Here is a 12007-nt window from a genome sequence, read left to right on the forward strand (position 1 = left end):
GGCCACACCCCCGCGCCAGGCACGACTGGAGGGGACAGCGACCATGCCGGCCGATGACACCGACGCCGCCCCCTCCGGGCGAGTCCTGGGCCGCCGGACGGGCTCCAAAGGAGCCTCTCCGGCGATCGAGGCGAGGCGCCCGGGGCGGAGCCCCGCCATCACCCGCAGGCCAAGCGCCTCCCGCCCGCCCCGCAGCAGGGGCGCACGAAGGCTGTACGAGCAGGCACGCCGCGCCTGGGACCGCCCGCTGACCGCCTACTACCTGATCCTCGGCAGCAGCCTGCTGATCACCGTGCTCGGCCTGGTGATGGTCTACTCCGCCTCGATGATCAAGGCGCTGGAGCTGTCACTCCCGGCCTCGTACTTCTTCCGCAAGCAGTTCCTCGCCGCGGCCATCGGCACCGGTCTGCTGCTGGTCGCGTCCCGGATGCCCGCCAAGCTCCACCGGGCCCTGTCCTACCCGCTGCTCATGGGCGCCGTCTTCCTGATGGTGCTCGTCCAGATCCCCGGGATAGGGCATGCGGTCAACGGCAACCAGAACTGGATCTATCTGGGCGGCCCCTTCCAGCTCCAGCCCAGCGAGTTCGGCAAGCTGGCGCTGATCCTGTGGGGCGCCGACCTGCTGGCCCGCAAGCAGGACAAGCGGCTGCTCACCCAGTGGAAGCACATGCTGGTCCCGCTCGTCCCGGTCGCCTTCCTGCTGCTCGGCCTGATCATGCTCGGCGGGGACATGGGTACGGCGATCATCCTCACCGCGATCCTGTTCGGCCTGCTGTGGCTGGCGGGAGCGCCGACCCGGCTGTTCGCGGGCGTGCTCGGCATCGCCGCGCTCGTCGGTCTGCTGCTCATCAAGACAAATGCGAACCGGATGTCCCGGCTCTCCTGCATCGGCGCGATCGACCTCGGCCCCCAAGGCGAGTGCTGGCAGGCTGTGCACGGCATCTATGCTCTTGCGTCTGGCGGATGGTTCGGTTCCGGTCTCGGTGCAAGTGTGGAAAAATGGGGGCAACTCCCCGAACCTCACACCGATTTCATCTTCGCCATCGCCGGGGAGGAACTCGGTCTGGCGGGGACGCTGTCGGTGCTCGCCCTGTTCGCGGCTCTAGGCTATGCGGGTATCCGCGTGGCCGGACGCACGGAGGACCCCTTCGTGAGGTACGCCGCGGGAGGTGTGACCACCTGGATCACGGCCCAGGCCGTGGTCAACATCGGTGCGGTGCTCGGCCTGCTGCCGATCGCCGGTGTCCCGCTCCCGCTGTTCTCCTACGGAGGGTCGGCCCTGCTGCCGACCATGTTCGCTGTGGGGCTGCTGATCGCCTTCGCGCGAGAGGACCCGGCCGCGAAGGCGGCTCTGGCCGTGCGGAGGCCCGGGGTGAGATGGAAAACGATGAGGCGGCGCGTCAAGATGCGTCCGTCCGGAGAGCGGTGAATTTCGGTGCATGTCGTACTCGCCGGTGGGGGGACCGCCGGCCACATCGAGCCCGCGCTCGCCCTCGCGGACGCCCTGCGCAGGCAGGACCCGACCGTGGGAATCACGGCCCTGGGCACGGAGAAGGGACTCGAGACCAGGCTCGTGCCCGAGCGGGGCTACGAGCTGGCGCTCATCCCCGCCGTTCCGCTGCCGCGCAAGCCCACCCCTGAGCTGATCACCGTCCCCGGGCGGCTGCGCGGCACGATCAAGGCCGCCGAGCAGATCCTGGAGCGTACGAAGGCGGACTGCGTCGTCGGCTTCGGCGGCTATGTCGCGCTGCCCGGCTATCTGGCCGCCAAGCGCCTCGGCGTGCCGATCGTGGTCCACGAGGCCAACGCCCGGCCCGGCCTGGCCAACAAGATCGGCTCGCGGTACGCCGCGGGTGTGGCCGTCGCCACACCCGATAGCAAGCTGCGCAACTCCCGCTACATCGGCATCCCGCTGCGCCACACCATCGCCACCCTGGACCGCGCCCGGGTCCGTCCCGAGGCACGCGCCGCCTTCGGCCTGGACCCCAACCTGCCGACGCTGCTGGTCTCCGGCGGCTCGCAGGGCGCCCGCCGCCTCAACGAGGTGATCCAGCAGATCGCTCCGGTACTCCAGCGCTCCGGCATCCAGATCCTGCACGCGGTCGGCCCGAAGAACGAACTGCCGCGCGTGGACAACATGCCCGGAATGCCGCCCTACATCCCGGTACCGTACGTGGACCGGATGGACCTCGCGTACGCCGCGGCCGACATGATGCTCTGCCGCGCGGGCGCGATGACCGTCGCCGAACTCTCCGCCGTCGGGCTGCCCGCCGCGTACGTACCGCTGCCGATCGGCAACGGCGAACAGCGGCTGAATGCCCAGCCGGTGGTCAAGGCCGGCGGCGGACTGCTCGTCGACGACGCGGAACTCACCCCCGCGTGGGTCCAGGGCAATGTCCTTCCGGTGCTCGCCGATCCGCACCGGCTGTACGAGATGTCCCGTGCCGCCGCCGAGTTCGGCCGCAGGGACGCCGACGACCTGCTCGTCGGCATGGTGTACGAGGCGATCGCTGCACGCCGCAAGGCGTAAGAAGGGCAGGAGAGCGTGGCCGGACCGACCACCGCCGAACGCGGTGCGCGCGGGCCCTCGGAGGGGTCGGCCCGCCCGCCCCGCCAGGGCTCCCCGCTGCGCGGGCTCCGCGTCCCCGGCCGCCGCTCCCTGCTGATCGCCGCGGCCGCGGTTGTTCTCGTCGCGACCGGAATCTGGGTGCTTTACGGCTCCCAGTGGCTGCGCCTGGAGCAGGTGAAGACCTCCGGAACCGAGGTTCTGACACCGGACGAGGTCACGGCAGCGGCGGCCGCCCCGATCGGTTCGCCGCTGATTTCCGTCGATACGGACGCCATTGAGGCCCGGCTTCGGCATAAGCTGCCCCGTATCGACTCGGTGGATGTCGTACGGTCGTGGCCGGACGGGATCGATCTCAAAGTGACCGAGCGAAAGCCCGTCCTGCTTATGGAGAAGGGCGCACGGTTCATCGAAGTGGACGCGGAAGGCGTTCGGTTCGCCACGGTGGACAAGGCTCCCAAGGCCCTTCCGCTGCTCGAATTGACCGTGGGCCAGTCCCCGAGTCTGCGCCGTTTCGGACCTGATCGACTCGTTGTCGAGGCGGTCCGTGTGTGGGGCGAACTCCCCGGAAAAGTCGCCATGGACACGAGAGTTGTGACAGTCCGCTCATACGACTACATCACCCTGAAGTTGAGTCGGGACCGTACGGTGGTCTGGGGCAGCGCAGAGGAGGGCGAGGCGAAGGCGCGCGCTCTCACGGCGCTGATGAAAGCCGCACCCAAGGCGCGGCACTTCGACGTGAGCGCGCCAACCGCCCCTGCCGCGTCGGGTAGTTGACGCGCATCTGTGCTGGCCAGCACCCTGGTTGGTCATCGCTATGGGTGATCACATAGGGTGAAAAGAAAAACGGGAGGTTCGGCGTGTTCGTTGAACGTGCGCCACTTGTCGACTTAGTGTCCTGTTCGGAGAGTCCAAGAAGCAGACACACTGGTAACCCTAAACTTCAGCGTTAGGGTTTGGGTCGGCGTTCCGGACCGTCCCATCGGCATCCGTCGGCGCCGCGCGACAACCGCGCGGCGACGACACGTAACTCGAGGCGAGAGGCCTTCGACGTGGCAGCACCGCAGAACTACCTCGCAGTCATCAAGGTCATCGGTGTCGGCGGCGGTGGTGTCAATGCCATCAACCGAATGATCGAGGTCGGTCTCAAGGGCGTCGAGTTCATCGCGATCAACACTGATGCGCAAGCCCTGTTGATGAGCGACGCCGACGTCAAGCTCGACGTCGGTCGTGAACTCACCCGCGGCCTGGGGGCCGGAGCCAATCCCGCAGTCGGTCGCAAGGCGGCAGAAGACCACCGTGAGGAGATCGAGGAGGTCCTCAAGGGGGCCGACATGGTCTTCGTCACCGCAGGCGAAGGCGGCGGTACCGGCACCGGCGGCGCACCCGTCGTCGCAAATATCGCGCGCACGCTCGGCGCCCTGACGATCGGTGTGGTCACCCGGCCGTTCACCTTCGAGGGCCGCCGCCGCGCGAACCAGGCGGAGGACGGCATCGCCGAACTCCGCGAGGAGGTCGACACCCTCATCGTGATCCCGAACGACCGGCTGCTGTCCATTTCGGACCGCCAGGTGAGCGTTCTGGACGCGTTCAAGTCCGCGGACCAGGTGCTGCTGTCGGGTGTCCAGGGCATCACCGACCTCATCACCACGCCCGGTCTGATCAACCTCGACTTCGCCGACGTCAAGTCCGTGATGTCCGAGGCGGGCTCGGCGCTCATGGGCATCGGCTCGGCCCGCGGCGACGACCGCGCGGTGGCCGCCGCCGAGATGGCGATCTCCTCCCCGCTGCTCGAGGCCTCCATCGACGGCGCCCGCGGGGTGCTGCTCTCCATCTCCGGTGGCTCGGATCTCGGACTCTTCGAGATCAACGAGGCGGCCCAGCTGGTCAGCGAGGCCGCCCACCCCGAGGCCAACATCATCTTCGGCGCGGTCATCGACGACGCGCTGGGCGACGAGGTACGGGTCACGGTCATCGCGGCCGGCTTCGACGGCGGACAGCCGCCGACCCGCCGCGAAAACGTGCTCGGGTCCGCCGCGAACAAGCGGGATGAGCCGCCGGCCACCCCGTCGCGCGGCACGGAGACCTCGCGCGCGTCCGGTCTCGGCACCGTGCCGGCCCGCGAGGAGTCCTCGGCCCCGGCCGAGCCCGCTCCGGTCGCCGGCGATCTGAACTCCGGGCCCGCGCAGGTCCCGCCGGCCCGTCCGTACCAGGACAGCCAGGCCGAAGAGCTGGACGTACCGGACTTCTTGAAGTGATAGACCAGCACGTCATCGTGAGCGGCGCGCACTTCGCCTTCACCGACAGGTGGGGCGGGGTGAGCGCCGTTCCGTACGAGGAGCTCAATCTCGGCGGAGCGGTGAGCGACGACCCCGCGGCGGTCCTCGCCAACCGGGCGATCGCCGCGAAGGAACTGGGGCTCGACCCGGATCTGGTCGTCTGGATGAACCAGGTTCACGGCAAGGATGTCGCCGAGGTCGACGGTCCGTGGGGCGAGGCTCCCGTTCCCTCGGTGGACGCCGTGGTCACCGCGCGGCGCGGGCTCGCCCTCGCCGTACTGACCGCGGACTGCACTCCCGTACTGCTCGCCGACCCGGTCGCAGGCATCGTGGCCGCCGCGCACGCGGGCCGTCCCGGGATGATCGCGGGAGTCGTGCCCGCGGCCGTCGACGCGATGACGTCGCTCGGCGCGGACCCGGAACGGATCATCGCCCGTACCGGACCGGCCGTCTGCGGTCGCTGCTACGAAGTTCCCGAGCAGATGCGGGCGGATGTGGCCGCGATCGAACCCGCCGCCTGGTCCGAGACCAGCTGGGGCACCCCGGCCGTCGACGTCACTGCCGCGGTCCACGCCCAGCTCGATGCGCTCGGGGTCAGCGACCGGCAGCGGTCGGCGGTGTGCACACTGGAATCGCGCGACCACTTCTCGTACCGCCGCGACCGCACCACCGGGCGGCTCGCCGGATACGTCTGGCTGGACGGACAGGAATGACGGACCGAAAGACCGAACTCGCGGGCACTCTCGCGGCCGTGGAGGAACGTATCGCCTCGGCCTGCGCGGCCGCCGGCCGCAAGCGGGGGGAGGTGACCCTCATCGTGGTCACCAAGACCTACCCGGCGAGCGATGTGCGGCTGCTCCATGGGCTGGGTGTGCGGCATGTGGCCGAGAACCGTGACCAGGACGCGGCACCGAAGGCCGCCGCCTGCTCGGATCTCGACCTCAGCTGGCACTTCGTCGGGCAGTTGCAGACCAATAAGGTCCGTTCCGTGGCGAGTTATGCCGATGTCGTGCAGTCTGTCGACCGGCTCAGGCTCGTCACCTCGCTGTCCGCCGCCGCGGTCCGCGCGGAGCGCGAGCTCGGGTGTCTGATCCAGGTCGCGCTCGATGCCGAGTCGGGCGAGCGCGGGGAGCGGGGAGGCGTGGCGCCGGGCGGCATCGAGGAGTTGGCGGCCGCCGTGGACGGCGCACCAGGACTGCGGCTCGACGGACTGATGACCGTCGCGCCGCTCACCGGACCGTACGCGGGACGGCAACAGGCGGCGTTCGAGCGGCTGATGGAATTCTCATCCAGCCTGCGCGCCGGGCATCCGGCTGCGAACATGGTGTCAGCAGGGATGAGTACGGACCTCGAACAAGCAGTGGCGGCCGGAGCGACACATGTGCGCGTCGGCACTGCGGTACTCGGAGTCCGACCCCGGCTCGGGTAACGTCGCGAAGCAAGTCGGACCACAGCAGAAAATATGGTCATTCCCGCCACAATGCGGGCAGACCGAGTGGATCGCTGGCACTTGGTGACGAATGCCGATCCACCACAGAGCGGAGGACTCAGAGAATGGCCGGCGCGATGCGCAAGATGGCGGTCTACCTCGGCCTCGTGGAGGACGATGGGTACGACGGCCGGGGTTTCGATCCCGATGACGACTTCGAACCCGAGCCGGAGCCCGAGCGGGACCACCGGCGCCACCAGCCCCCGCACCAGGTCGAGAGGGATGAACCGGTGCGGGTGGTCCAGCCGCCCGCGCAGCGCGATCCGGTTCCGCTTCCCGCTGAAAGTGGACGTCCGGCGCGAATTGCCCCCGTGGCATCCATCACACCTGAACGACCGAGCCTGGAGAAGAACGCACCGGTGATCATGCCCAAGGTCGTGTCCGAGCGGGAGCCCTACCGCATCACCACACTGCACCCGCGGACCTACAACGAGGCCCGTACCATCGGGGAACACTTCCGCGAGGGCACCCCGGTGATCATGAACCTCACGGAGATGGACGACACCGACGCAAAGCGACTTGTCGACTTTGCCGCGGGACTCGTGTTCGGTCTGCATGGCAGCATTGAGCGGGTTACGCAGAAGGTGTTCCTGTTGTCTCCTGCTAACGTCGATGTCACGGCGGAGGACAAGGCCCGCATTGCTGAGGGCGGGTTCTTCAACCAGAGCTAGGAACCGACACCGGGAACGACCCGGCCGCGAGGCCGGTAGACACGAGAGCCAGGGGAGAGGGAAGCGCGGAGATGAGCGTCGCACTGGATGTGGTCTACATCGCGCTGGTGTGCTTTCTCGTCGTGCTGATCTTCCGGCTGGTCATGGACTACGTCTTCCAGTTCGCGCGCTCATGGGCACCCGGGAAGGCGATGGTGGTCGTTCTGGAGGCCACCTACACTGTCACCGATCCACCGCTCAAGCTTCTGCGGCGGTTCATTCCGCCGCTGCGTCTCGGGGGCGTGGCACTCGACCTGTCCTTCTTCGTTCTGATGATCATCGTCTACATTCTGATCTCCGTCGTGAACGGCGTGGGGAACTGATGTGAGCGATACGGTCTTGCCGACTGCCGACGACTACGTAGAGGTGAAGTAGAGATGCCGCTGACTCCCGAGGACGTGCGGAACAAGCAGTTCACGACTGTCCGCCTCCGAGAAGGCTACGACGAGGACGAGGTCGATGCCTTCCTCGACGAGGTCGAGTCCGAGCTGACCCGCCTGCTCCGCGAGAACGAGGACCTGCGCGCCAAGCTGGCCGCGGCGACTCGTGCGGCCGCGCAGAACCAGCAGCAGGGCATGCGCAAACCGCCGGAGCCGCAGGACGGCCGCGGTCCGGGCGCACCTGTGCCCGCCGCCATATCCGGACCGCCCGTCCAGCAGCAGCCCCCGCAGATGGGTCCGCCCCAGCTGCCCGGTGGTGCTCCGCAGCTGCCCCCGGGCCCCGGTGGTCACGGTCCGCAGGGCCCGCACGGCCCGATGCAGGGCGGTCCCATGGGTGGCCCGATGGGCGGCCCCATGGGCGGACACGGTCCGCAGATGCCGCAGCAGGGACCCGGCGGCGACAGTGCCGCGCGCGTGCTCTCACTGGCCCAGCAGACCGCCGACCAGGCGATCGCCGAGGCCCGTTCCGAGGCCAACAAGATCGTCGGCGAGGCCCGCAGCCGCGCCGAGGGTCTGGAGCGCGACGCCCGCGCCAAGGCGGACGCGCTGGAGCGGGACGCCCAGGAGAAGCACCGCGTCGCGATGGGCTCCCTGGAGTCCGCGCGGGCCACGCTGGAGCGCAAGGTCGAGGACCTGCGAGGCTTCGAGCGCGAGTACCGCACGCGGCTGAAGTCCTACCTGGAGTCGCAGCTGCGTCAGCTGGAGACCCAGGCCGACGACTCGTTGGCCCCGCCGCGGGCGCCCGCGGCCGCGTCGCTGCCGCCGTCGCCCTCGATGGCTCCGGCCGGTGCGGGTGCGATGGGTCACACCATGGGCGGCAACCCGTCGATGGGTCAGTCCATGGGCGGCAACCAGTCCATGGGCGGTGGACCGTCGTACGGCGGCCAGCAGCAGATGTCCCCGGCGATGACCCAGCCGATGGCACCGGTGAGGCCGCAGGCGCCGCAGCCGATGCAGCAGGCGCCGTCGCCGATGCGTGGGTTTCTGATCGACGAGGACGACAACTGACGGCGGGTCGCGCGAATCGCGCGTAGCCGTCGGCAGGCTGAGGGCCGGGCCCGGGACATCTGTCCCGGGCCCGGCCCTTTTGCTCCTCAATCGCCGGAGGGGCTGAATTTCAGCCCGTCCGGCGATTGAGGACATGCGGCCGGAGGTCGCATGTGGGGGTCCAGGGGGCGAAGCCCTTGGTTACGGGAAGGGGCGGGTAGGGGAAAGCAAAGAGGCCCGAGCCGAAGCCCGGGCCCCTCGCTGGGACGGCTACGCCTTGCGGAGGCGGAACGTCAGGGACAGGCCCTCTTCCGTGAACGGGACGCCGAAGGTGTCGTCCGCCGGGGTTGTCGTGAACGTCGTCGCCAGGACCTCGTCCGCGATCAGCCCCGCATGCTCCGTCAGGGCCTCCGTCGTGGACGGGTCCGTCGACGACCAGCTCACCGCGATACGGTCCGCGACGTCCAGGCCGCTGTTCTTGCGGGCCTCCTGGATCAGCCGGATCGCGTCACGCGCCAGGCCCGCGAGCCGCAGCTCCGGCGTGATCTCCAGGTCCAGCGCGACCGTCGCGCCCGAGTCGGACGCCACCGACCAGCCCTCGCGCGGGGTCTCGGTGATGATGACCTCCTCCGGGGAGAGGGTCACCTCCTCGCCGTTCACGGAGACGGTCGCGGTGCCCGAGCGCAGCGCCAGGGACAGGGCCGCCGCATCGGCCGCGGCCACCGCCTTGGCCACGTCCTGGACGCCCTTGCCGAACCGCTTGCCCAGTGCCCGGAAGTTCGCCTTGGCCGTCGTGTCGACCAGCGAGCCGCCGACCTCGGAGAGCGAGGCCAGGGAGGAGACGTTGAGCTCCTCGGTGATCTGGGCGTGGAGTTCGGGGGAGAGGGACTCGAAGCCCGCCGCGGCGACCAGCGCCCGGGAGAGCGGCTGGCGCGTCTTGACCCCGGACTCCGCGCGGGTGGCGCGGCCCAGCTCCACCAGGCGGCGTACCAGCGCCATTTGGGAGGACAGGGTGGGGTCGATGGCGTCCAGGTCGGCAGCCGGCCAGGTCGACAGATGGACCGACTCGGGGGCGTCCGGCGTCACCGGGACGACCAGGTCCTGCCAGACCCGCTCCGTGATGAAGGGGGTCAGCGGGGCCATCAGCCGGGTCACCGTCTCGACGACGTCGTGCAGCGTACGCAGCGCGGCCGGGTCGCCCTGCCAGAAGCGGCGGCGCGAGCGGCGCACATACCAGTTGGACAGGTCGTCCACGAACGAGGAAAGCACCTTTCCGGCGCGCTGGGTGTCGTACGCCTCCAGGGCCGAAGTGACCTGGTCCACCAGCGCGTTGAGCTCGCTCAGCAGCCAGCGGTCCAGCACCGTGCGCTCGGCCGGGGCCGGATCGGCCGCGGACGGCGCCCAGTTGGACGTGCGCGCGTACAGGGCCTGGAAGGCCACCGTGTTCCAGTACGTGAGGAGCGTCTTGCGCACGACCTCCTGGATCGTGCCGTGACCCACCCGCCGCGCCGCCCACGGCGAGCCGCCGGCCGCCATGAACCAGCGCACCGCGTCGGCGCCGTGCTGGTCCATCAGCGGGATCGGCTGGAGGATGTTCCCCAGGTGCTTGGACATCTTGCGGCCGTCCTCGGCGAGGATGTGGCCGAGGCAGACCACGTTCTCGTACGACGACTTGTCGAAGACGAGCGTGCCGACGGCCATCAGCGTGTAGAACCATCCACGCGTCTGGTCGATGGCCTCCGAGATGAACTGCGCCGGGTAGCGCTTCTCGAAGAGCTCCTTGTTCTTGTACGGGTAGCCCCACTGAGCGAACGGCATCGAACCCGAGTCGTACCAGGCGTCGATGACCTCGGGGACGCGCGTCGCCGTCTTCCGGCAGGTCGGGCAGGCGAAGGTCACCTCGTCGATGAACGGCCGGTGCGGGTCCAGCGACGACTGGTCCGTGCCCGTCAGCTCGCCGAGCTCGGCGCGCGAGCCGACGCAGGTGAGGTGGTCGTCCTCGCAGCGCCAGATCGGCAGCGGCGTGCCCCAGTAGCGGTTACGGGACAGGGCCCAGTCGATGTTGTTGTTCAGCCAGTCGCCGTACCGGCCCTGCTTGACCGAGTCCGGGATCCAGTTGGTGTTCTCGTTCTCCTCGAGGAGACGGTCCTTGATGGCGGTGGTGCGGATGTACCAGGACGGCTGCGCGTAGTAGAGCAGCGCGGTGTGGCAGCGCCAGCAGTGCGGGTAGCTGTGCTCGTACGGGACGTGCCTGAAGAGCAGGCCGCGGGACTCCAGATCGGGCACGAGCGTCTCGTCGGCCTTCTTGAAGAAGACGCCGCCGACCAGCGGGACGTCCTCCTCGAAGGTGCCGTCGGGGCGGACCGGGTTCACGACCGGCAGGCCGTACGCGCGGCAGACCTTGAGGTCGTCCTCACCGAAGGCGGGGGACTGGTGGACCAGACCCGTACCGTCCTCGGTCGTCACGTACTCGGCGTTCACGACGTAGTGGGCCGGGGCGGGGCTGTGTCCATCGCTTCCCTCGCTGACGCTCGGGAAGGCCACCAGCTCGAAGGGGCGCTGATACGTCCAGCGCTCCATCTCCGCGCCGGTGAAGGACTGGCCGGTGGCCTCCCAGCCTTCGCCGAGTGCCTTCTCCAGCAGCGGCTCGGCGACGACGAGTTTCTCCTGGCCGTTCGTCGCGACGACGTACGTGACGTCGGGGTGCGCGGCGACGGCGGTGTTCGAGACCAGGGTCCAGGGGGTCGTCGTCCAGACCAGCAGCGCGGCCTCGCCCGCGAGCGGGCCGGAGGTCAGCGGGAAACGGACGAAGACGGACGGGTCCACGACAGTCTCGTAACCCTGCGCAAGCTCGTGGTCCGAGAGGCCGGTGCCGCAGCGCGGGCACCAGGGGGCGACGCGGTGGTCCTGGACCAGCAGGCCCTTGTTGAAGATCTCCTTCAGCGACCACCAGACCGACTCGATGTACGAGGGGTCCATGGTGCGGTACGCGTCGTCGAGGTCGACCCAGTAGCCCATGCGGTCCGTCAGCTCGGCGAACGCGTCCGTGTGCCGGGTCACCGACTCCCGGCACTTCGCGTTGAATTCCGCGATGCCGTACGCCTCGATGTCCTTCTTGCCGGAGAAGCCGAGCTCCTTCTCGACGGCGAGCTCGACCGGCAGGCCGTGGCAGTCCCAGCCGGCCTTGCGGGCGACGTGGTAGCCGCGCATCGTGCGGAAGCGCGGGAAGACGTCCTTGAAGACGCGGGCCTCGATGTGGTGGGCACCCGGCATGCCGTTGGCGGTGGGCGGGCCCTCGTAGAAGACCCACTCGGGGCGGCCCTCGGACTGCTCAAGGCTCTTCTGGAAGACCTTGGCCTCGCGCCAGAAGTCGAGCACGGCATGCTCGAGCGCGGGCAGATCGACCTGGGCGGGTACCTGACGGTACTGCGGTGGTGTCATCGACGAACTCCTCCAACGGACAAAGTCTGTGCCGTCGGAGGGACGAGAGCCGGTGCTCCCGCGGTACCACCCTCCTTGGCCCGCCGGCGGTGGCC

Annotated in this window: 10 protein-coding genes; 9 read left to right on the top strand and 1 reads right to left on the bottom strand. The window is 69.2% G+C overall.

The annotated features are described in order from the left end of the window. The first annotated feature begins 43 nt into the window (after positions 1–43). The 9 genes from ftsW (at position 44) to OG905_RS30195 (ending at position 8492) form a co-directional block, all read left to right on the top strand. Positions 44–1429, top strand: a complete 1386-nt coding sequence (gene ftsW, locus OG905_RS30155) for a putative lipid II flippase FtsW (protein ID WP_328678785.1) — start codon at positions 44–46, stop codon at positions 1427–1429. Positions 1430–1435: 6 nt separating this feature from the next. After that, positions 1436–2530 carry an undecaprenyldiphospho-muramoylpentapeptide beta-N-acetylglucosaminyltransferase gene (gene murG, locus OG905_RS30160; protein ID WP_266477378.1) on the top strand — a complete coding sequence of 365 codons (1095 nt, stop codon included), beginning with the start codon at positions 1436–1438 and terminating at the stop codon, positions 2528–2530. Between the two features lie 15 nt (positions 2531–2545). After that, positions 2546–3343 (top strand): cell division protein FtsQ/DivIB, encoded by a 798-nt coding sequence (locus tag OG905_RS30165; protein WP_328678790.1) that lies wholly within the window; start codon positions 2546–2548, stop codon positions 3341–3343. A gap of 275 nt (positions 3344–3618) precedes the next feature. Then, positions 3619–4824, top strand: a complete 1206-nt coding sequence (gene ftsZ / locus OG905_RS30170) for a cell division protein FtsZ (RefSeq protein WP_328678792.1) — start codon at positions 3619–3621, stop codon at positions 4822–4824. After that, positions 4821–5558 (top strand): peptidoglycan editing factor PgeF, encoded by a 738-nt coding sequence (gene pgeF, locus OG905_RS30175; RefSeq protein WP_328678794.1) that lies wholly within the window; start codon positions 4821–4823, stop codon positions 5556–5558. Before ftsZ ends, pgeF begins: the two co-directional genes overlap by 4 nt. After that, positions 5555–6274, top strand: coding sequence for a YggS family pyridoxal phosphate-dependent enzyme (locus OG905_RS30180; RefSeq protein ID WP_328678796.1), 720 nt, complete (start codon positions 5555–5557; stop codon positions 6272–6274). Before pgeF ends, OG905_RS30180 begins: the two co-directional genes overlap by 4 nt. 125 nt (positions 6275–6399) lie before the next feature. Further along, positions 6400–7005: a cell division protein SepF gene (locus OG905_RS30185; RefSeq protein WP_266477384.1), complete on the top strand. Its 606-nt coding sequence runs from the start codon at positions 6400–6402 to the stop codon at positions 7003–7005. 71 nt (positions 7006–7076) lie between these two features. Next, positions 7077–7367, top strand: a complete 291-nt coding sequence (locus OG905_RS30190; protein WP_266477386.1) for a YggT family protein — start codon at positions 7077–7079, stop codon at positions 7365–7367. Between the two features lie 54 nt (positions 7368–7421). Next, positions 7422–8492 carry a DivIVA domain-containing protein gene (locus tag OG905_RS30195; RefSeq protein WP_328678799.1) on the top strand — a complete coding sequence of 357 codons (1071 nt, stop codon included), beginning with the start codon at positions 7422–7424 and terminating at the stop codon, positions 8490–8492. A gap of 249 nt (positions 8493–8741) precedes the next feature. Here OG905_RS30195 and ileS read toward each other — a convergent pair whose 3' ends face one another. Next, entirely contained in the window at positions 8742–11912 is a 3171-nt protein-coding gene (gene ileS / locus OG905_RS30200) for an isoleucine--tRNA ligase (protein WP_328678801.1), read from the bottom strand. Positions 11913–12007 lie beyond the last annotated feature (95 nt).

It is taken from the genome of Streptomyces sp. NBC_00322 (assembly GCF_036147535.1).
Taxonomy (GTDB): Bacteria; Actinomycetota; Actinomycetes; order Streptomycetales; family Streptomycetaceae; genus Streptomyces.

Excerpts from the sequence above, each read along its gene's own strand:
- OG905_RS30185 (WP_266477384.1), top strand. The coding sequence starts at position 6,400 with ATGGCCGGCGCGATGCGCAAGATGGCGGTCTACCTCGGCCTCGTGGAG.
- ftsW (WP_328678785.1), top strand. The coding sequence starts at position 44 with ATGCCGGCCGATGACACCGACGCCGCCCCCTCCGGGCGAGTCCTGGGC.
- OG905_RS30190 (WP_266477386.1), top strand. The coding sequence starts at position 7,077 with ATGAGCGTCGCACTGGATGTGGTCTACATCGCGCTGGTGTGCTTTCTC.
- OG905_RS30180 (WP_328678796.1), top strand. The coding sequence starts at position 5,555 with ATGACGGACCGAAAGACCGAACTCGCGGGCACTCTCGCGGCCGTGGAG.
- OG905_RS30195 (WP_328678799.1), top strand. The coding sequence starts at position 7,422 with ATGCCGCTGACTCCCGAGGACGTGCGGAACAAGCAGTTCACGACTGTC.
- ileS (WP_328678801.1), bottom strand. The coding sequence starts at position 11,912 with ATGACACCACCGCAGTACCGTCAGGTACCCGCCCAGGTCGATCTGCCC.